We start from the raw sequence: 19,685 nt of genomic DNA, 5'->3' as shown, positions 1-19,685 counted from the left end.
CTTAAAATGTCTCAATAAATGTCGCCTAGAGGTGGCAGTGAACACTCACGTACTTACTGCCATCAGTGGAAGCTGAATATGAGCAATTGCACCTTGCGCATCTTTACGATTGGTTAAGCTCAGTTTTCCGTTATGTTGTTCAACAATGTTTTTAGCTAAGATGAGCCCAATCCCTTTACCTGCTGCTTTAGTGGTGTAAAAAGGTACAAATAGGTTGTCGGCGTTTTTTATTCCATGCCCTTCGTCGAGTACTTCAATACCTGCGAATTTATGATTGTGATACGCTTTGACGTAAACAGCATTGTTCTCCCCCCCAGCTTCTAAGGCATTTTTAATCAGGTTTACAAGCGCTTGCTCAAGTAAGCTTTGATCAATTTGCAGCGTAAAGTCCTGTTCAATGGTTAATCTCACGCGATTGTCGAAGAGCCCTACTAGCGGCGTTAGTAAGTCATTTATGGATATCGTCTCTATATCAAGTTGATGTTGTTTTGCAACGCTTGCATAGCGATTAACAAATGACATCAGGCCGTCGCTGCGCTGCACAATTACGCCAAGCGCTTGTTCAAAATCGGCTTGATTTTCTTGCGTGCTGGGAATTTCTATCAAGGTTTGAGCCAGTGACTTAATTGGCGAGAGGGAATTATGAATTTCGTGGCTGAGCACTCTGATCATTTTTTGCCAAGCGTCGCGCTGAGCTTGACTGACAACTGCTTGCACATCGGTCAGGATCACTAAGTGCGCCTGCGTACCTGCAATGGTAAGCTCGCTGTAGCGAAGCTGCCACTCATCACCTAGGGTGGAATGGTTAAAGCGCCAATACCCACTATGATACTCAAGGCTAAACTTATGCGCTTTTAATAAACGCTGGCTTTGCCATGGTTTCCCTATCCAATTTGAGAAGGCTTCATTGGCATGCACCAATGCAGTATTGTTATCGAAAATTGCGATGGGGCTGGGCAGTTGTTCAATGAGTCTAAATAGTAATATGGCTTGGTGGTCTCGCTCTGATTTGAATGATTGCAGCTGCTGACATAATTGCTGCGTTTCTTGCTGCAAACTGTGAAGAATGCCTGAGCTTTCAGAGGTGTAAAAGCGCTGCCCATACTCTTCGTTTTTGATAGCCTCTATGGTGGTTGATAGATGATAAAAAGGTTTTATCACTCGCTGTTTAAAATGATACAACAGCAGTGCGAGCGGACAAAGGACAAGGAAAAAGTAGGTGATAACACTGAGTGTTGAGACCTCAAGGGTGACCATAAAAAAAGCGCTGAGTACGGTGAACAGCAACCAAATAATCAGGCAAAAAATCTCGATAGTCTGTTCAAAGTTAGGCTTTTTCATAGGTAAGCTCATCGCATTTTGATATCGAATTTATCAAGGCGACGATATAGCGCACTTTTACTGATCCCAAGTAAAACCGCAGCATCTTCCACATTATCATGGCATTGACACAGCGCCATTTTAATCAACTTTTGCTCGGCTTGTTCTAGCGTCATTATTTCAGGCTCGCTCTGCTCTGTGGTTGCTACAGATTTAAAAGAAAGCGCGCTTTGTTCAATTTCAGTGCCATCACACAGCAAAATCGCACGTTCCATCATATGGCTAAGTTCACGGATATTACCTGGGAATGCGTAACTTTGTAGTCTTGTTTGCGCTGCGTGAGACAAGGGTTTTACGTCTAATTCATAGGCCGTTGCGTGCTTTTGAATAAAAAAGTCGGCCAGCGGAATTATCTCAGTGCGACGCAAGCGCAGTGGTGGGATCTCAAACTCCATTGTATTTAGTCTGAAATATAGATCACTACGAAATTGACCTGCTTGTTGTTGCGATTCTAAATCTGCATTAGTTGCACTAATAATTCGACAGCTTGCATGCTGCGTTTTGCTTGAGCCAACGGCTTCATATTCCCCTGTTTCTAATACTCGTAGTAGCTTCGCTTGTTGAGACTCAGTGAGAGTGCCTACCTCATCTAAAAATAAAGTCCCTTGCTCAGCCATTGAGAAACGGCCTTGTCTATCCTGTTTAGCGTCAGTAAACGCACCTTTCACATGGCCAAACATTTCACTTTCAAACAATGACTCTGGAATGGCAGCCATATTGGTGCTCACAAAGTTGCCTTTGATGTTGCTTTGCTGGTGGATATAGTTGGCAATCTGTGATTTTCCTGTCCCATTTTCCCCTCTAAGCAATATATTCGCTTTGGTTTTTGCAATACGGTCAAGTTGGCTTTTTAGTGTTTGCATCGTGGGGCTTAACCAGAGTAACGCTTCAGCTGGCTCTACATTTGACGCTATTTTAGCTATGGTTTGTTGGGAGGAAGCAGGTTGTTGTTTTGCAGCGATTTGCTTTAGCCCTAAATGCTTTTTCACCATCGTTACCACAGCGTGGTTGTCCCAAGGCTTGGCAAAAAAGTCTTTGGCGCCGCACTGCATGGCTTCGACGGCGAGTTCGACGCTAGACCAAGCGGTCATCGCAATAAATGTTGCGCTACTTTGGCTTGCATATTGACTCAAAAAAGAGAGGCCTTCATCGCCGGATGTTGTGTCGAATTCATAGTTCATGTCTAGCAGTACAATATCAATGTCGTTCGCATTGAGCTGCTTAGCTGCACAATCAAGACTACTACTTTGGAAAATGGTAAAACCGTGGTTTTTTAGTAAAAACTGTAAGCTAAGGCGGATATCGGCCTTGTCATCAACAATTAAAATTGAACCTTGCATAGTGTGTTGTAGGCAAAGTGAGATTAAACGCCACGCTTTGCCTACGCATTCCTGTTGTTATTATTAACTTATTCGTTTCTTAGCGCTTTAATGGGATCTTGGCTTATCACTCTTTGCACTGGTAAATAGCTTGCGATGAGCGCGATCAGCAGCATGATAGGGATTGTCACGGTTACGGCGAACCAGCTCACGGAAATAGTATCTGTGCTTATCTTTGTCAAAATTCCATACCCGATTGCAATGGCTAATGCACTCACTCCAAGGCCAATCATTACAGGTGTTAGACTTTGCTTGAGCACTTGTGATATCAGTTTGTGTGTATGTGCACCCAATGACAAGTGAATACCAAGCTCATAGCGACGCATTTGTACACTGTAGTTGAGCACGCCGTAGATCCCAGCACCAGCTAGGCTTAAGGTAAGGGCTAATAGGGCAACAGTCAACATTGCTTGCAGCCAAGTTTGTCTTAACCTCTGGGTGAGCATGTCATCTACAGGCTCAAAGAAAGCAAAGTTTAGACTCGGATGAATGGCCTTGAGAGCATGAGTTAATTGGACTTTTGACAGTGCAGAATTCCCTTTGATAATAAAGGATGTGCTACCTTCGGTGACAGGCAAGTAATAGCGCTCTAAGGTATAGCCTCGGTTGCCTGTAGGCACGTAAATATCACTTACAACCCCAACCACTTTTCTTGGCTCTTCTCTGTCTGCATAGAGGGTTTGACCGATTGGATTTTCATCTTTGTACAAACGCTTAGCGAGTGAGGCTGAGAGAATTATTTCATTGTTGTCTGAGCCTGATGTCATAATCGGTGTAAATCGGCTTCCTTGCTCAAGTGGCAGTGAAAGCGCAGTGAAACCGTCCTCGTCGTAAAAGGACAAACTGACGATACCGATCAGCGCAATATTTTGATCATACAAATAGTTTTGCCACCCCATTTGTAGCGGTGAAGTGTAACTTGCTGAGACCGATGCGATGCTTGCTTGATTGGCTAAAAGCTGTTTGATTTGTTTGCCAAGCTCAAAGCTATCTATTTCTGTGGCACTGCCATCAATACGGACATAGTACAAATGCTCAGTATTAAACCCTGTGGGATGAGTCATTTGCGCGTATGCGGGAATTAATTTGTTGGCTGCAAGAAAGAGTAAAATACTGGCAAAGCACACTTGTAATGCCACCAACGCTTGACGAGTACGCTTGGAAATTTGCGCGCCAGTGCCTTTACCGCTGCTGTGTAGCGCATCTGTCAGTGCATGATAGTTTACTTGTTTACTGGTAAACCAGGCGATGAGAAGCGATATTATCAGACTCAGTGCACAAGCAACCACTATGGTCGGCCAGTCCAGAGTTAAGCTCTGCATGCGACTAAATAAATAGCTCAAGTCGTTTGCTAACCAAACATTCAACCACTCGGCAAGCAATAATCCGAGTATAGTGGCTGCGCCCACTAACAGCACGCTTTCACAAAACATACTGACAAAAATGTGAGTAGGCTTTGCCCCCAGTGCCGCTTGAATTGCTATGGTGCGCTGTTTTTGCGCAGCTCTTGAGAGAAATAAATTAACCACATTAGTCAGGGCAATGAGCACCAAAACTGCAGCTGAGAATAATAAGGTAATTGCTAGTTCATCACTTCGTGCAACGATTTTGTCGCGCAGTGGTGTAAACTTAGCGCCAATTCGCGTGTCGGGCGCTACGTTCTCACGGGATTGGTAAAGCGTGTTAATTTGCTCGCCCAGCGCATGATTCATCTGCTCTATGTTTACACCCGCTTTAAGCCGAGCGATGCCGTTAAATTCACTGCTGATACTATTCCAATGCGAGGTAGTGGTGACAGGCTCCGGAAAGCTACTAAAACCGCTAACGGGGAAGCCACCAAAAATTTCAGGCACTTCAAACGCTTCTCCCGTTACTCCGATAATTTGATAGCGCTCACGATTGATGCTCGTGTAGCTACCAACGACATCTGGGTTGGCATTAAAATGCGTTATCCAAGACTGGTAACTCAGTACCAAGACTTTTTGTTCGTCGCTGACACCTTCATCTTTTTTTAGCGCGCGACCAAGGTGCAATGGAGTACCCAACAACTCAAAGAATTCGGGAGTCACTCGAATAATGTCTACCGTGGGCATACCCTTAATGTCCATAAAACGAGATGATACCAAGTGCATCATCGCCATTTTGTCGATAAATTGCTTATCTTGATATAGTCGAAACTGGGTAGAGAGCAGTTGGAATCCATATTGGGTTTCTCCATTAATGGTTTCGCTTTGATCGGTCACCCACAGCTTGTCTGCATCAGGGTAGGGAAGCGGTTGTGTGATCAGTCTATGATTGATATTAATCACCACCGTCAGCGCTGCTAAGGTTAATGCTAGGGTGAAAAGCACGGTAAGACTAAATCCCGGAAGCTTCCTAAGGTTTGACAGTGCGAGCTTAAATTCCTCTTTTATCATCCCACCATCTCCAAATTCATTTCATCTACCATCACCCCATCTAACAAGAATAGTTTACGTTTTGCCATGTCTGCATACCTAGGGTCGTGAGTAACCATACACATGGTTGTGCCTTGGGCGTTTAGGTCGCTCAGCATTTTCATTACGGCATCGCCATTTTTTGAGTCCAAGTTTCCTGTAGGTTCATCAATAAGCAAAATATCTGGCTGATTGGCGAGCGCTCTGGCAATGGCGATACGTTGTTGCTGCCCGCCAGAAAGTTGATTGGGCTTATGCTCTGCTCTATGGGTCATTTGTACTAACTCTAAGCAAGTCATTATCCGTTCTTTTAACGCAGTATTTGAGAGTGCAGTGCTACTGTACTTGATGGGTAAGGCGATATTGTCAAAGACGTTCAACTCATCGATAAGGTTAAATGACTGAAATACAAAACCAATATGTTTATTTCTTAGTGTGGCTCTTTGGTTGACGTCAAGGTTACTGACATCGTTACCCGCAATTGTGTAGGTACCGGTACTTGGGCTGTCTAATAAACCAAGAATGTTTAAAAGTGTTGACTTGCCGCAGCCCGATGGACCTGAAATTGACAGATATTCGCCTTGAGTCACATTCAGATTCACGCCACGCAGTGCCAGTGTTTCCATTCCGCCGAGGACAAACTTTTTAGTGATGTTTTTAAGTTCAATAACATGTTTATTATTCATTGTTCTTCCTTTGGTTTGTTATTTGCTCAAAGTCACTACGGGTGTATTGGCATAAGATGCCATATCCGACAAAATAAACTGCTGATTTGTCGAAGCGCCACTGAGCAGCTGAATGTGCTGTGACGTTTCTGCGCCATAGTGTACTTGAATTGCACGGGCTTGTTGTTTTTCTTTATCAACAAGATATAAGGTTGCTTGACTATAAGGTTTTGCACCGACGGGTTTGTCGATGAACAGTGCGGAACTCAATTTGTCGATAGAGACTTTCCCCTCAATATTTAGTTCGGGACGAGCACTCGCGGGCAGGCTTTTAGGCAGTGTCACCTCAACTTCAATATTGCCATTTTGTACCATTGGATTAATGCGCGACACTTGGCCTTCAATTAAGTCGTTACGAGTATTGATGCTCACCTGCTGAGCCAACTTTATTTGCTGAGCATAGGCTTGTGGGATCTGCAGTTGCGCATATAAATCGGTAGTGCTGCCAACCAACACCAATTGAGTGCCAAGAGACACGCTTTGTCCAAGCTCCACATGAAGTTGCTGCAAGACCCCTTTGATCCCAGCCCGTACCGTGAGCTTATTTACCCTATCTTGTACCAATAAAAATGCTTCATTACTGGCATCAATATTCGACTGCGCAAGCTGTAGATTGGCTTTGTGTAAGGTCTGTAATTGCGCTATTCGCTGCTGCTCTATATTAATGCGGCGTTTCAACTGACGATGGGTAAGTACCGCGCGTTGGTAGTCGAGTTTAGAAACAACTCCATCTTCAACCAATTCTCCTTGAGCGGTAACCTCCAGCTCGGCACTTTCTAACTCAGATCTCAGAATTTCTAAATCCGCTTGATGAGACAGCAATTCTCGTTGTTGATTGATATCGAGCTGTAGATATTGGTCTTGCGATTGCGCCAAACTGCGTTTGGCATCTTTTAGAGATTGGGCCAAATTTGCATCTTGTAACCTCATGATGATGCTGTCGGGGTTAACTTGTGCACCTGGGCGCAGCAAAATTTCTTCAACCGTGGCATCGCTTGCGGCACTTATCAAACGCGGCGTTCTCGATTTAAGCTGACCATATCCAGATACACTGACCTCTAAATCCCCTTGCTGGACCTCCGCAATCCATGTTTTTGCCATAGGCAAAGATGCCTGCGCTGAGGGTTGTATTAGCAGCCATATAATAACTACGGCGAAAACAGTTCCGCCAATAGCCCACAACCAGTTAATCTTGTTGCGCTTTTTATGTTCGACTTGTATATCCATGTTGATATCTCTAGTGGAATGAAGATTGTAATACTCAGTAGATAACAAGTCGCATGCCAAATTTTAATTTATTGAAATTATTGAGTTTTTGCTCTTATCTGTTTGCAGGGAAGGAGTGCTTTTTGCGTTTTCGAAAATAAAAATTGTGGTTTTGGGAAGCACGATTGTATTTGTAAGTGTGCAGAAGAAAATAGGCTCGTCAAAAGAGCCTATGAATTGCAGCGTTATTATTTGTTAAAACACACGTTCTGGGTTGATTGGTACGTCTTGCTGCTTTAGGGTCCATTTCGCTATGTCTATTTTGCGCATAAACTTAACCTTTGGATGCGATTTAGCGTAACGAATAAAGTCGTCAAGTGCTTTTACGCGAGCAGGGCTGCCTGCGAGCCTGTCGTGTGCACTAATAGACATCATCCGGCGCTGGGATTTTCCTTCTTCATAAAGCACATCAAACTCGTCCTTTAACTCTTGTAAATAGGCTTTTGCTGTCATTGCAGAGCTGCCACCGTAGCGCACTATATCGTTGTTTCTAAAGGTGTAGGGGACAACTACGAAAGGCTTGCCATTCACGGGAGTAAACGAAGGCTCATCCCGAGATAAATCATCAATATGGTAGACAAAGCCAAGGGACTGCAAAATAGTTAATGTTTGCTCAGAGTGGCGCATCCAAAATGCATTAAAGCCTTTTGGTCTTTGTCCCGTGATCTTTTCAAGCACGTTTGCACTGTGAATATAAGACGCCCGTTCTTCTTCGGGGGTCATTGAATATTGTGGTGTCCAGCTTTGTCCATGGCCTGAAATTTCATGCCCTTTTTCTGCCACCATTTTGGCAAGTTTAGGGTTAAGCTCAGCAGCTTTTCCTACCATGTGGGACGTCACTTTGATGTTATGCTTGTCCCAAAGCTTGAGCAATCTTGGGATCCCTTCATTCATACCGTACTGATACCAAGTAGGAGCGATGGTGTCGGGGTAGCCCGCTTCTTGCTGAGGAAATGGCCCAGGATCGCTTGGGTCTTGCGCGGTTGCTTCAAACTGCATGGAGATAGAGATCACCAATTGAGCATCATCAGGCCAGTGATGACCAGATTCTACTTCGACGCCGTGGGCTGTGCCTGTAAGCAGGGCGATTGCTGTTAGTAGTGCTCGAATACTTGTGGTCAATGTAGTACACATGGTTATTCTCCTGCGGCTCTTGGGCCGGCATACACAGAGAGTGTTGCCTGCGCTAAGCTATGCTGGTGGATAAAAAATCCAGTAAGTGGTGCCGTTGCACCAGTTGGCACGGGGAGTGTGTCTACATCTAGTGCATGCACGGTAAAGGTGTATTTATGTTTGCGGCCTATAGGCGGGCACGGGCCAAAGTACCCTGGCTTTCCTAAATCCGTATTACCTTCAACGGCTTGGCTTGGTAAAGTTTCTGCAAGCCTAGTTGTGTCTTTGGGCAGGTTATAGATTTGCCAGTGCCAAAATCCGCTGCCGGTTGGCGCGTCTTGATCGTAAAACGTCACCGCAAAGCTCTTGGTTTGTTTAGGTGCATTTGACCAAACTAAGGTTGGCCGTGTGCTGTTACCCTCGCAGCCAAATTGATCCCAGTATTGAAATGGCCGAATAGATTTTTCGGCAACAAGATCTGGGCTTTCTAATGTAAACTCAGGTGCTGAAATTGCATTGGTTGCACCAAGTAATGCCATGGAGGCTAGGGAAAAATTCAGTAATAATGGCTTCATATTGCACCTTTTGCTCTTAATTGTTGAAAATCTGCATAGTCGGTGTAGCCCTGCTCGCTACCACCAAACAAAGGCGCATCAGGGTTGATTGGACTCAAAGGTAATTGATGAGTCAGACGGTATACGAGATCTGGGTTGGAGATAAATTTGCGACCAAAAGCCACAAAGTCGACTAGGCCTTGTTCAATAAGGGCTTCGGCTTGCTCTGGCTCGTAATTTCCCGCCACAATAATGGCGCCGTGGAATTTTCTTCTTAGTGCTTGCCTAAAGCTCTCCGTCACGACTGGCGCATCATCCCAGTCCGCTTCGGCTAAGTGCACATAGGCAATGCCTAAGCGGTTAAAGTGCTCCGCGGCGAGCAAGATAGTATCAATGGCCTCTTCGTCTTGCATGCCACGTTGAGTAATAAAAGGTGCTAATCGGATCCCTACTTTTTCAGCCCCAATTGCTTGGCTAATCGCGGTGATAACTTCAACCGCAAAGCGAATTCGGTTTTCCTTCGAGCCACCATATTGATCATGACGTAGATTAGAACTGCGGCGTAAAAATTGGTCAATTAAGTAGCCATTACCAGCGTGGATCTCGACGCCATTAAACCCTGCGATCATGGCATTCTCAGCCGCATGGACATAATCTTCGACTATGCTCTGTACTTCTTGGGTTGCCAGTGCGCGTGGTGTTGGGCAATCGACCATTTCACCCACTCCTTTCTCATTGACCACCCACACTTGCGCGTCGGGCGCGAGTGCTGAGGGGGCGACGGGTTGGCCATCTTCATGAAAAGTGGAGTGAGACATACGACCGACATGCCAAAGCTGACAGAAGATACGGCCACCTTTTTGCTGGACTGCATGGGTGATTTCTTTCCATCCAGCAACCTGCGAAGCAGTATAAATTCCGGGAGTAAATGAATATCCTTTGCCCTGACAAGAGATTTGTGTGGCTTCACTAATGATAAGCCCTGCCGAAGCGCGTTGGGCGTAGTACTTTGCCATCAACTGGTTTGGAATATCTCCCGGTTGTGTTGTTCGAGAGCGAGTCATTGGCGCCATCAAAATGCGGTTTGGTAAGATTAAATTACCGAGTTTTTTCTGCGTAAATAACAATGGATCAGACATAGTATTCTCCTAATTATTGGATTAGTGAGTTGATGTGGCGTGGAAATAGCACTTCAATTTTTAGAGATTCAGGTGCAAAGATAAAAACTTGGTGCTCATTGCTAATAGGGACATCTCGCTCCTCGTAGCGAACGCCAAAACGCTCTAATCGGGTGATTAACCCGAGGTAATCGTCACCACGAAATGCAATATGATCTATGTTGCTAGTACCCATGCTTGCGGTTTGCGCAGAACCGAGGTATTCAGCCTGTGCTTGGGTATGTGGTGATTGTTCAACCAGATGAATGAAAGGTTGCTGTTGGTCGCCATAGAACCACTTTCCTGGAAATGGGAAAGGTGGACGTAAGCCTTCTTTAAGCCTAAGCACCTGCTCAAAAAAGGTTGCCATCTTTGCCATGTCATGTGCCCTAAACAAAAAGTGATCTAACTGCATGGTGTGTTACCTCCATTGGTGTTAGCGATTTATGCGTTGAGAACAGTCTATTTGTTTATTAATATTTGATAATTGGCTTTTATATAAAATTACTTTTCATAAAAGGTGAATAATGAAAAGCAAAGCAGACGATATGGCGCTTTTTGTTCAAGTGGTGCGCTCTGATGGCTTAGCTGCAGCAGGGCGAGTATTAGGGCTTTCTCCTGCGAGCATGACAGCCCGGATCAATGCACTTGAAGCGCACTATAAAACCCGTTTACTGACTCGAAACACCAGAAGTATCAAACTAACGGAAGCGGGAGAGCGGTTTTACCAAGGCTGCGTGCGAGTTATTGAGGAGGTTGCGGCGGCGGAGGCGTTACTGCAAGATGCCGATCCCGATTTGAGAGGCACACTCAAAATTGCGGCAAGCTCAGATTTTGGCCGTCAGTATGTGGTTCCCGCCGTTGCGGAGTTTGCCACGCAGCATCCACAGGTGGTGGTTAACTTGAGCTTAGGGGAGGGCTTAGTTAAATTAGTTGAGTCTGGCACTGATATCGCCATTCGCTATGGTAATTTAAATGATAGCAGTTTGATATCTCGGCCTCTGTTAAACAACCGCAGAATGCTGGTGGCCGCTCCAAACTATCTCGAACAGTATGGTACGCCAGATTGCTATCAAGCATTACAGCAACATCGTTGTCTAGTACTGGAAAGAGCGGGACAGGCGCTAAACGATTGGTATTTTCTCGATAAAGACACGCAAGCAACCATCATTGAAACCGTGCCTACTTGTTTAGTGAGTTCAGATGGCGAAGTCCTACGAAACTGGGCTATTCAAGGACTTGGGATCACCATCAAGTCATGGCTGGATGTTCACAAAGATATTAAAGCGGGGCGATTGGTGGAGTTGTTGCCAACTCAAACATTGGGATTTAGTCCAACGGACTCAGACAAAGTCGCGCTGCAAGCGATTTATCCATCTAGGCAGTTTCAACCTCGCCAAGTCAAAGCATTTCTGGCCTTTTTTAGCGAGTATTTACAACAAATGCAGAATTGAGTTTATTTCATCGGAGTCTACCGAATTAGCCGTGCGTAAGTGATAAAGATATGCATAATAAACGCTCATATTCAAACTAACTAAAGAGGTTCAAGGATGGCAATTGGCAATATTAAACACGTAATTTTTGACGTAGGTAACGTATTTGTGAGGTGGTCACCAGAGGAGATAGTTCGGCTTACCTTTGGCAACCAATGCGACGTTGAGAGTCTAGCTAAGCAGCTGTTCCACAGTGAGATTTGGTTTGCTATTAACCGAGGCGAACTGACTGAAGCAGACACCAAGCACGCTTTTATGCAAACCTGTCACTTAACCTCAGAGCAAGCTGATGAACTGTTCTTTTATATCAAAGAATCACTGATCCCACTTCATGGCACGCTTTCACTGATGCAGCGCCTAAAGGCAGCGGGATATAGTGCATATGCCTTAACCGATAATGTGCACGAGATTGTGAGTCACCTAAAAGCGCGTCATACTTTCTGGCAACACTTTGATGGAGAAATTATTTCTGCTGAGCTTGGCTGCATGAAGCCCGGTAAAGCTATTTTTACTCACTTACTGGAGCGTTACCAACTAGCAGCAGATGACTGTGTTTTTCTTGATGATGTCTTAGCGAACGTTGAAGGTGCAAAGCTGGTCGGATTGCATGGCATTCAGTTCTTTAATGCGGCGCAAGCTGAGCGCGAGTTACGTGAGCTAGGATTAGTGTTTTAAGCAGGTCGAGACTCCAAAATAGGCCCAAGTACGGGCCTAAAAAGAATTAATCACACATATACTGTCTATTTGTGAAAGCGCAGTCGTGATCACCGTAACAAGAGATAGCACCTGTCCGGCAATCGTGACGGTTAGTCGGTACACAGTCCAAATCAGTCAAACGGTTTATACCACCACCAATTTGGGGGGTTGCTTGTGGTGTAATGGCTTGAGCATTGTTTAAGTTTTTAAGCGGCTTTTTATTCAGTTTAATTTTCATTTTTCATTTCCTTTGGGTGGTAATAAAGCGTATTAACAGCGAAGAGAGCCACAGTTATAGCAAGAACCAAATGCTTTCGTGTTGCATAATTCGGTTATTTCTCTGTCACAACCCGCGGTTAAATAACCTCCCGCGATGTTTGGTGTTTGGGCTTTTTCCAAGCCTGCAGTATGGTTCAGTTGTTTTATCTTTCTTTTTGTTAGTGTTAACTTCATCTTATTTTCCTTATTGTGAAAGCTTGAATTGTCGTACAAAAAATAAACTGCATTGTTGACTGTACCCAATATAAATTATTTGTCAAATATGTTTTTCGAAGGTTAAATTTATGTTTTTCGTAATTACCTTATTTCAACCCTGTGTTACTTCAACATTTGACGACAAGCTGCTTTTTAGCCTTGAGTGCAGTAACTATGGTGTAACGTAAATTTGCACTGTCAGTCGCCCAACGCATCGATATTGTTTGGTCTTTTTATTCATGCAACACTGCAACATGAGAATAATTAAAAAACGGGATGAAGATGCGTAAATTAACAGCCTTGGTGTGGTCTTGCTCTGTTTCCTTGTGCGTGGGTGTAGCGTCTGGTAACACGGTGCAAGCTGACGAGTCACCAATATTTAGTTCTAAAGCCACAGCACAGCCAATATGGGCTGAACACGGCATGGTATCTAGCCAAGAGGCACTTGCTAGTCAAATTGGTGTAGAGGTTTTAAAGCAAGGTGGCAATGCTGTTGATGCGGCTGTCGCAGTAGGTTTTAGTCTTGCCGTGACCTTGCCAAGAGCCGGAAATATCGGTGGCGGTGGCTTTATGCTAGTGCATCTGGCGAAAGAGAATAAAACCATTGCGATTGATTATCGCGAAATGGCGCCGAGTCGTGCGCACAAAGATATCTTTATTGATGAAAACGGCGAGGTAAACCCAAAGCTAAGCCTTCAACACGGCCTTGCCGTGGGCGTTCCCGGAACGGTTATGGGGATGGAGTTGGCACTCGAGAAATACGGCACTATGACACTTAGGCAAGTTATTCAGCCTGCAATTAAATTAGCACGTGATGGCATTAAAGTGACCTCTGATTTAGCCAATTCGCTTTCTCATAATTATATTAAAGAACGAATGCTTGGTGTGCCGGCATCTAAGGCTGTGTTTTATAAAAAAGATGGTAGCAGCTATAAGCCAAATGAATGGCTGGTTCAGGCTGATTTGGCTCACTCTTTGGAACTTGTTGCCGAAAAAGGCAGCGCGGGCTTTTATCAGGGTGAGACAGCAAAGAAAATAGTTGCTGCGGTAGAAGCTGCTGGCGGCATTATGTCGCTGGATGACTTAAAAGACTATAAAGCGGTGGAGCGAGAGCCAGTAAAAGGTACATACCGCGGCTACGACATCGTTTCTATGCCACCTCCTTCATCTGGTGGTGTGCATATCATAGAGATGCTGAATATGCTGGAGCAATACCCTATTGGTGAGCTTGGGCATAATAGCGCTGCTACCGTCCATTTAATGGCTGAGGTCATGAAACGTGCGTATGCTGACCGCAGTGAATATTTGGGCGACCCCGATTTCTACGACGTACCCGTTAAAGCTTTGGTGGATAAGCAATATGCAAAGCAGCGCAGTAAACAAATAAATGCAGACAAAGCGACGCCAAGTCGTGAGATTAAGCCCGGTAAATTATTACCTTATGAGAGTAACCAGACCACGCATTATTCTGTGGTAGATAAGTGGGGCAATGCAGTGAGTAACACTTATACGCTCAACTTTAGCTATGGCTCAGGTATTGTCGCGGCTGGCACAGGCATTCTACTTAACAACGAAATGGATGATTTCTCGGCAAAGCCCGGCACACCAAACGGTTTTGGCTTGGTTGGTGGAGAAGCTAACGCCGTTGAAGGAAAAAAGCGCCCTTTGAGCTCGATGACACCCACGATTGTAATGAAAGAGGGTAAACCCTTTTTGGTAACGGGTAGCCCGGGTGGCTCGCGTATTATCACCACCACGCTGCAAATCATTTTGAATGTTATTGATCATGGCTTAAACATTGCCGAAGCAACCGTGGCTCCGCGTATTCACCACCAATGGTTACCAGATGAAATTCGTATTGAACGTAGCTTAAATGTGGATACTCGACGTCTACTTGAAAACAAAGGACACACACTTTCAGAGCAGAATGCGATGGGCTCAACCCAGTCAATCATGCTTACCGATAAAGGTCTATTTGGCTCCTCAGATCCAAGGCGTGCAGATAGCGCAGCGGTGGGGTACTAATATCTTGATTTCCATTGAGTCTTAAGTGTAATTTAAATCGAGTAGGGGCGAGATGCCCCTTTTCTATGCGCTTTCTTTGATTAAATACTCTGGCAGTGGCCAATTCATGACGATGACTTCGCCTTGCCAAGTTTCGATCGTCAGCCAAACCCTGTCGTCTTCTGATAATGTTTTCTTTGCTAAAGCATGTACGTGTTGACCGTGTTTTGTGCCGTGAAGGATCCCGAGCTCATGCTCCACAAGCTGTGCAAGTGGCATCGCGTTGGGGCCGATATTGAGATAGCCTTGGCGCACAGAATCAACATCGCCTTTGTTAAATAGCAATAAGAAGTCTTTGACGTATAAGTTATCGTGGATGTATGGCGGCTTGTCGTCAAAAGGCATTGGCGTGATGCTGTACTTTCCAAGTGTTTGCTCCGCCAATGGAGCGGGAAATTCTGGATGTAATGATTGATAATAAAACCAAGCTGGCAACACCAGCAATAGGGCATTTAACCAATATTTATTGTGTTGTATAAAGCGTTTGACTGCATTCATGGCGATTTACCCTTGTTGTGCTTTTAGTTGTCTTGCATTGCTCCGTTCTTGGCTACGCGCGCGTTTGGTCCGAAGCTGATACATGATAAATCCGGTAACTGACATCCCGGATAAAACACAGCCAAAAATAAACCAGATGACTTTTGTCCAGATCCCTCCAATGGTGCCGTAGTGCAGTGGATCTGTGATGTGCATAACCGTTTGTAAGCCTGTCATTGAATCAGGGTTTGCATGATGAACGACTGTATCATTCCAAGTGTTGTAGGCAATATTAATGCTGTAATCGTCATAGAGTACGTAGTCGTTTGCGCCACTGATTTTGAGCGTATCACGGTTATGCTCAGGTAGCATGATGTAACTTGGACGAAAGTCAGTGTACAGCTGTTGAATTTCACCGAGCGCTAGGTCAACACTGGTCTCTACTGCATTCGCGTTTATTGTTGAGTTGGGTATATCCGCTGCATTTAATGTTTCATGATGTTCGAGTTCAACACCTGCATGCCACAGCACCGCTTGCGTTAAATACCACAGTCCGGTGAGGCTCATTACGGTCATAAACCAAAGCGACCATACTCCACTGAGCTTATGGATGTCAGCGGCAAAGGTACGACCTCCTTGTGATTTACGCAGCTTAAACTGAAAAAACGCCAACCAAAACTTTTTGTATACCACCAGGCCTGTGATCAACGCGCCCAGTAGGATCAGTGACATGAACGCCACTAAATAGTAACCAACACTGTAGCCGTTTTGCCATGGAAATAGCAGCCAGCCATGTAATGAGCGCATAAAGTTAATAAACGTATTGCCGTCATTTATTTCCTGAACAGCCCCTGTGTACTGGTTTACGTATGCAAGCGCATAGGGCTTGTCGACGTCGGTAAACATCACCACATAGGTCAAATAGGGCTCTCTCACATTGAGCCCCATGACATCTGCACTTGGGTGCTCATCCTTAAACGCGCGTAACACTGAGCCCGCTGACATCTCACTTACCTGACTGGGGTTATGTGCCCGAGAATCAGGGTTAGTAAGCCATGTAAGTTCATGGCTGAGAACGGAAATGGTACCTGTGATACAAATAAAGCAAAACAGTAGCCATATTGGCAGTGAAAACCAACCATGCAACTGAAACCAAAACTTGTTGCTTATCTTCTTTGCCATTGTGTGTTCCTAGTTCTTTGAATGACGGCGACAAATTAAAGCTGAGGGAGTATTTGCGCAAAAATGTAAATAAAGTATATCTTTTTAAAAGTGTAAATAGCAATTATATTCATTTGGATGTGCGTTAAATGGCATGTTTTATTCGTTTAGCGGTTTATACTGCTTGTTTTCTTTATAGGAAAGTTGTTTTAAATTATGTGGTTACTGTTTTGGGGACGTTCCTTAAATCGGGTTCGAAACTGGTTGTAACTCATTTTAATGTTATTGCTAATGGTTATCATCTGCATTACTATAATTTCAATTTTTACAATATTAGGATGAACCCAGTGAACACTCTGCCTCTCAAAACGCTCTCATTTGCTGTTATGGCAGCGCTCGGCACGTCAGTATTACAGGTGCAAGCAGCACAGCAAGATAATGAAGAAATTGAAAAAATAGTCGTGACGGGAAAATACACCGTCAATGAAGTGATAGACACCGCAACTGGCTTGGGGTTATCTCTTCTTGAGACGCCGCAATCTGTTAGCGTTATTACCGCTGCACGGATCAAAGAGCAAAAACTCGATACATTAACCGACACCGTGTTAAATGCGATTGGGGTGTCAGCGAAAGAAATTGATAATGTTCGTAATACATTGCAGTCACGTGGCTTTGACATTACCAATTATCAAATTGACGGCGTTCCTTTGTCATGGAGTTTGGCGGGTGATTCAGGTGAAACCATCGCGGATGTTGCGATATACGAGCGCGTGGAGTTTGTGCGTGGTGCAACGGGGTTATTAACCGGCGCGGGCGATCCTTCAGCTTCTATTAACCTAGTACGCAAACATGTAAATAGTACTGACCTTACAGGTTTCACTAGTGTCTCTTTGGGGAGCTGGAACAATAAAGAAGTGATGGTGGACGTTGCCAATGGATTAACTAACGATGGCAGTGTGCGTGGGCGAGTGGTCGCGAAGTATGAAGAAGGTGACTCGTATTTAGATCTCTTTTCTGACGAAAGTACCGTGTTTTATGGGGTACTAGAAGCGGATTTAAGCACGCATTCGACAATCCGCGTTGGTGCTAGCTATCAGCGTAACGATCCTACCAGTCCAACTTGGGGGGCATTACCTACTTTCTTTACCGATGGAAGTAAAACAGACTGGGAAGTCGAAAAAAACACTGCTGCAAATTGGACAGAGTGGCAAACTACTGGCACCAATGCTTTTGTGAACTTTAGTCATAATTTTGCAAATGGCTGGGAACTGGTCGCCAATTACAACAATCTGAAATACGAGCAAGATACAGAGCTGCTGTATTTATTCGGTACATTGGATAAAACAACGGGTGAGGGCTTAGCTTCTTGGCCTTATAAAAGTACTGGTGAAAGTAACCAAGACAGCTTTGATATCCGGCTTCAAGGTTTTTATCAACTCGCAGGTCGTGAGCATGATTTTGTAACTGGCGCGCTTTACAGTGAGCAAAGTGCCGATACACTCACTTTCGCTGCGCTCGATAATGCCTTTTTGCCAGTTGGCAATTTTTACGAGTGGGACGGCAACTTCCCTGAGCCGACGTGGGGCACAGAAACCTCAGTTGCTCAAGATATGGACACCGAGCAAAAAGGGTTTTACGCCGCAACAAGGCTAAACCCTAGCGATGAGCTTAGCGTGATAGCGGGTGGTCGGTTGTCGAGCTGGCAGCGCGAAGGCGAAAGCTATGGCGTCATCACTGATTTTGGCGACAATGGCGTATTTATACCTTACGCTGGTGCCTTGTACGACTTGTCGACAACACAGCGAGTGTATGCAAGTTACACAGAAATATTCCAGCCGCAAAATGCCCAAGACCGTAATGGTGATTTCCTTGATCCAATCAAAGGAAAATCATACGAAGTGGGGCTAAAAAGTACCTATCTAGACGAGACTCTGCAAACAACATTGGCGATTTTCCAAATCGAACAGGACAACCTAGCTCAAGATGATGTTGGATACATAGTTCCTGGCTCGGTAAATACAGTCGCGCAATATGCTGCTGAAGGCACAACCAGTAAAGGCTTCGAATTTGAAGTGGTGGGTCAGTTAACAGACGGTTTTGATGTGCATTTGGGTTATTCACAATACAAAGCCGAGGATGCCAACGGCGTTGAAGTGAATACGGATAACCCAAGAAAGCAATTTAAGTTGTATACGACTTGCCAATTTGTGAATGCTTTACCTGAGTTGACGATTGGTGGTGGCGTGAACTGGCAGGATGACACTTATTCAGTAACGGGCAACGATAGGCTAGAGCAAGATGCCTATGCACTGGTTAGCTTGATGGCAAACTACGCACTGGCAGACAATATGGCGCTACAACTCAACGTAGAAAACCTCTTCGATGAAAAGTACTACAGCCAAATTGGCTTCTTTGATCAGTATCGTTATGGCGCGCGAGAAATTACAGCTTAAGTTTTAGCTATGATTTTTAGCAGACTGTAAACTAACAAAGCGTGGCTGATGGGCCACGCTGTTGTTCATTGTCTATCTATTGTAAGTTGTGTATGCTTGCAACACATCATTTAAAAGGAATTTATAATGAGTTTATCCCCATTACTGCTGGTCGTTGGCTTATTGGTAAATATAAGCACAGCTTCAGCCACACCTAACGATCAATATGTGATTAGCCAACTAAAACCGCTGACTGGTGAACTTACCTCGATACTGAGTGACGTTGATAGGCAAGCTCTCGAGCAGCAGGTTATGTCTGAGCTAGATGAAAGCAATCGTCGACTGCGCAGCAAACGCGAAGAATGCAACAATGTTACGACTGTGCTAAACAACTCGCAATTTAGCACGCTCAACATTGAGGTAGACTACTATCTTCCTGTACTCAGTTATTTTAACTACTTAAACAAATATCAGTGTGAATCTGCGGAGTTTAGTGATTTTTCACGGAGGTTTGCTGTCAGTTATATAATGTTAAAAGATGAAAGACGCTTCGATAGGCTAAAGTTAATGAGCCTAGTACCTTCTCTCAGTTACAAGGAGTTCATGGAAGCCGATGAAACATTCAATACCTTACCCAAACCCGTGAAAGAGGCTGCGCTGAAAGCTGATTTTCTAAACAACAACTTTAATTATGTTGAAAGCTTATTGCCAGTTTTGACATTTAAGTGATTAAAGGTGTCTGTGGTGAAATCTCGTTTATTCGTTTTGATACTGTTTGGGTTTCACGAATAAGTTGTTGTAGCGTCTCGTAAGATAACCTCGTGTAAGGCGACTTAGCGTAAACTGAGATGAATGGTGTTGTTCTAGCGCCAAAAATAC

Annotated in this window: 17 protein-coding genes and 1 pseudogene; 5 read left to right on the top strand and 13 right to left on the bottom strand. The window is 44.6% G+C overall.

Going from position 1 to position 19,685, the window contains the following annotated elements; genetic code table 11:
• Nucleotides 1–45 precede the first annotated feature (45 nt).
• The 9 genes from DRB05_RS17110 to DRB05_RS17070 all read right to left on the bottom strand — a co-directional run bounded on the left by DRB05_RS17110 (nucleotide 46) and on the right by DRB05_RS17070 (nucleotide 10,424).
• Complete coding sequence (locus DRB05_RS17110; RefSeq protein WP_235956520.1) at nucleotides 46–1,341, bottom strand: ATP-binding protein; 1,296 nt, start codon at nucleotides 1,339–1,341, stop codon at nucleotides 46–48.
• 8 nt (nucleotides 1,342–1,349) lie between these two features.
• Nucleotides 1,350–2,720, bottom strand: a complete 1,371-nt coding sequence (locus DRB05_RS17105) for a sigma-54 dependent transcriptional regulator (RefSeq protein ID WP_128727998.1) — start codon at nucleotides 2,718–2,720, stop codon at nucleotides 1,350–1,352.
• 68 nt (nucleotides 2,721–2,788) lie between these two features.
• Nucleotides 2,789–5,176, bottom strand: a complete 2,388-nt coding sequence (locus DRB05_RS17100) for an FtsX-like permease family protein (protein WP_128727997.1) — start codon at nucleotides 5,174–5,176, stop codon at nucleotides 2,789–2,791.
• Nucleotides 5,173–5,880 (bottom strand): ABC transporter ATP-binding protein, encoded by a 708-nt coding sequence (locus DRB05_RS17095; RefSeq protein WP_128727996.1) that lies wholly within the window; start codon nucleotides 5,878–5,880, stop codon nucleotides 5,173–5,175. The genes DRB05_RS17100 and DRB05_RS17095 overlap by 4 nt, the downstream gene beginning before the upstream one ends.
• Before the next feature lie 18 nt (nucleotides 5,881–5,898).
• A complete protein-coding gene (locus DRB05_RS17090) occupies nucleotides 5,899–7,146 on the bottom strand; it encodes an HlyD family efflux transporter periplasmic adaptor subunit (protein WP_128727995.1) in 1,248 nt (415 codons plus the stop codon).
• A gap of 234 nt (nucleotides 7,147–7,380) precedes the next feature.
• Entirely contained in the window at nucleotides 7,381–8,319 is a 939-nt protein-coding gene (locus tag DRB05_RS17085) for a polysaccharide deacetylase family protein (RefSeq protein WP_128727994.1), read from the bottom strand.
• Between the two features lie 2 nt (nucleotides 8,320–8,321).
• Nucleotides 8,322–8,873, bottom strand: a complete 552-nt coding sequence (locus tag DRB05_RS17080) for a YbhB/YbcL family Raf kinase inhibitor-like protein (protein ID WP_128727993.1) — start codon at nucleotides 8,871–8,873, stop codon at nucleotides 8,322–8,324.
• Nucleotides 8,870–9,991 carry an alkene reductase gene (locus DRB05_RS17075; protein ID WP_128727992.1) on the bottom strand — a complete coding sequence of 374 codons (1,122 nt, stop codon included), beginning with the start codon at nucleotides 9,989–9,991 and terminating at the stop codon, nucleotides 8,870–8,872. The genes DRB05_RS17080 and DRB05_RS17075 overlap by 4 nt, the downstream gene beginning before the upstream one ends.
• A gap of 13 nt (nucleotides 9,992–10,004) precedes the next feature.
• Entirely contained in the window at nucleotides 10,005–10,424 is a 420-nt protein-coding gene (locus tag DRB05_RS17070) for a VOC family protein (RefSeq protein WP_128727991.1), read from the bottom strand.
• 112 nt (nucleotides 10,425–10,536) lie between these two features.
• Here DRB05_RS17070 and DRB05_RS17065 point away from each other — a divergent pair, with 112 nt between their 5' ends.
• On the top strand, nucleotides 10,537–11,463 hold the full coding sequence (locus DRB05_RS17065; RefSeq protein WP_128727990.1) for a LysR family transcriptional regulator: 927 nt from the start codon (nucleotides 10,537–10,539) through the stop codon (nucleotides 11,461–11,463).
• 96 nt (nucleotides 11,464–11,559) lie between these two features.
• Nucleotides 11,560–12,177 (top strand): HAD family phosphatase, encoded by a 618-nt coding sequence (locus DRB05_RS17060; protein ID WP_128727989.1) that lies wholly within the window; start codon nucleotides 11,560–11,562, stop codon nucleotides 12,175–12,177.
• 46 nt (nucleotides 12,178–12,223) lie between these two features.
• Here DRB05_RS17060 and DRB05_RS17055 read toward each other — a convergent pair whose 3' ends face one another.
• Together DRB05_RS17055 and DRB05_RS17050 are read right to left on the bottom strand one after the other, a co-directional pair.
• The gene (locus DRB05_RS17055) at nucleotides 12,224–12,436 is read right to left on the bottom strand and encodes a hypothetical protein (protein ID WP_128727988.1); all 213 of its coding nucleotides are present in this window, start codon (nucleotides 12,434–12,436) and stop codon (nucleotides 12,224–12,226) included.
• 32 nt (nucleotides 12,437–12,468) lie between these two features.
• Nucleotides 12,469–12,651 (bottom strand): hypothetical protein, encoded by a 183-nt coding sequence (locus DRB05_RS17050; RefSeq protein ID WP_010604114.1) that lies wholly within the window; start codon nucleotides 12,649–12,651, stop codon nucleotides 12,469–12,471.
• A gap of 303 nt (nucleotides 12,652–12,954) precedes the next feature.
• Here DRB05_RS17050 and ggt point away from each other — a divergent pair, with 303 nt between their 5' ends.
• Nucleotides 12,955–14,697 carry a gamma-glutamyltransferase gene (ggt, locus tag DRB05_RS17045; protein ID WP_128727987.1) on the top strand — a complete coding sequence of 581 codons (1,743 nt, stop codon included), beginning with the start codon at nucleotides 12,955–12,957 and terminating at the stop codon, nucleotides 14,695–14,697.
• Nucleotides 14,698–14,760: 63 nt separating this feature from the next.
• On the opposite strand, the gene DRB05_RS17040 is transcribed toward ggt, so the two are convergent.
• The gene (locus DRB05_RS17040) at nucleotides 14,761–15,234 is read right to left on the bottom strand and encodes a hypothetical protein (protein ID WP_128727986.1); all 474 of its coding nucleotides are present in this window, start codon (nucleotides 15,232–15,234) and stop codon (nucleotides 14,761–14,763) included.
• A 6-nt stretch (nucleotides 15,235–15,240) separates the two neighbouring features.
• The gene (locus tag DRB05_RS17035) at nucleotides 15,241–16,395 is read right to left on the bottom strand and encodes a PepSY-associated TM helix domain-containing protein (protein ID WP_128727985.1); all 1,155 of its coding nucleotides are present in this window, start codon (nucleotides 16,393–16,395) and stop codon (nucleotides 15,241–15,243) included.
• Between the two features lie 326 nt (nucleotides 16,396–16,721).
• Here DRB05_RS17035 and DRB05_RS17030 point away from each other — a divergent pair.
• Together DRB05_RS17030 and DRB05_RS17025 are read left to right on the top strand one after the other, a co-directional pair.
• Nucleotides 16,722–18,847, top strand: a pseudogene (locus tag DRB05_RS17030) (TonB-dependent siderophore receptor).
• A 106-nt stretch (nucleotides 18,848–18,953) separates the two neighbouring features.
• Nucleotides 18,954–19,535, top strand: a complete 582-nt coding sequence (locus DRB05_RS17025; RefSeq protein ID WP_128727984.1) for a hypothetical protein — start codon at nucleotides 18,954–18,956, stop codon at nucleotides 19,533–19,535.
• The last annotated feature ends 150 nt before the right edge of the window (nucleotides 19,536–19,685 follow it).

The sequence above is a fragment of the Pseudoalteromonas sp. A757 genome (assembly GCF_004103285.1).
Taxonomy (GTDB): domain Bacteria; phylum Pseudomonadota; class Gammaproteobacteria; order Enterobacterales; family Alteromonadaceae; genus Pseudoalteromonas; species Pseudoalteromonas galatheae.
Note: the sequence above shows the minus strand (reverse complement) of the source record. Positions and strands in the feature narration are given on the sequence as shown.

Excerpts from the sequence above, each read along its gene's own strand:
- DRB05_RS17025 (WP_128727984.1), top strand. The coding sequence starts at position 18,954 with ATGAGTTTATCCCCATTACTGCTGGTCGTTGGCTTATTGGTAAATATA.
- DRB05_RS17040 (WP_128727986.1), bottom strand. The coding sequence starts at position 15,234 with ATGAATGCAGTCAAACGCTTTATACAACACAATAAATATTGGTTAAAT.
- ggt (WP_128727987.1), top strand. The coding sequence starts at position 12,955 with ATGCGTAAATTAACAGCCTTGGTGTGGTCTTGCTCTGTTTCCTTGTGC.
- DRB05_RS17105 (WP_128727998.1), bottom strand. The coding sequence starts at position 2,720 with ATGCAAGGTTCAATTTTAATTGTTGATGACAAGGCCGATATCCGCCTT.
- DRB05_RS17080 (WP_128727993.1), bottom strand. The coding sequence starts at position 8,873 with ATGAAGCCATTATTACTGAATTTTTCCCTAGCCTCCATGGCATTACTT.
- DRB05_RS17100 (WP_128727997.1), bottom strand. The coding sequence starts at position 5,176 with ATGATAAAAGAGGAATTTAAGCTCGCACTGTCAAACCTTAGGAAGCTT.
- DRB05_RS17090 (WP_128727995.1), bottom strand. The coding sequence starts at position 7,146 with ATGGATATACAAGTCGAACATAAAAAGCGCAACAAGATTAACTGGTTG.
- DRB05_RS17095 (WP_128727996.1), bottom strand. The coding sequence starts at position 5,880 with ATGAATAATAAACATGTTATTGAACTTAAAAACATCACTAAAAAGTTT.
- DRB05_RS17035 (WP_128727985.1), bottom strand. The coding sequence starts at position 16,395 with ATGGCAAAGAAGATAAGCAACAAGTTTTGGTTTCAGTTGCATGGTTGG.
- DRB05_RS17065 (WP_128727990.1), top strand. The coding sequence starts at position 10,537 with ATGAAAAGCAAAGCAGACGATATGGCGCTTTTTGTTCAAGTGGTGCGC.
- DRB05_RS17055 (WP_128727988.1), bottom strand. The coding sequence starts at position 12,436 with ATGAAAATTAAACTGAATAAAAAGCCGCTTAAAAACTTAAACAATGCT.
- DRB05_RS17085 (WP_128727994.1), bottom strand. The coding sequence starts at position 8,319 with ATGTGTACTACATTGACCACAAGTATTCGAGCACTACTAACAGCAATC.
- DRB05_RS17075 (WP_128727992.1), bottom strand. The coding sequence starts at position 9,991 with ATGTCTGATCCATTGTTATTTACGCAGAAAAAACTCGGTAATTTAATC.
- DRB05_RS17050 (WP_010604114.1), bottom strand. The coding sequence starts at position 12,651 with ATGAAGTTAACACTAACAAAAAGAAAGATAAAACAACTGAACCATACT.
- DRB05_RS17060 (WP_128727989.1), top strand. The coding sequence starts at position 11,560 with ATGGCAATTGGCAATATTAAACACGTAATTTTTGACGTAGGTAACGTA.
- DRB05_RS17070 (WP_128727991.1), bottom strand. The coding sequence starts at position 10,424 with ATGCAGTTAGATCACTTTTTGTTTAGGGCACATGACATGGCAAAGATG.
- DRB05_RS17110 (WP_235956520.1), bottom strand. The coding sequence starts at position 1,341 with ATGAAAAAGCCTAACTTTGAACAGACTATCGAGATTTTTTGCCTGATT.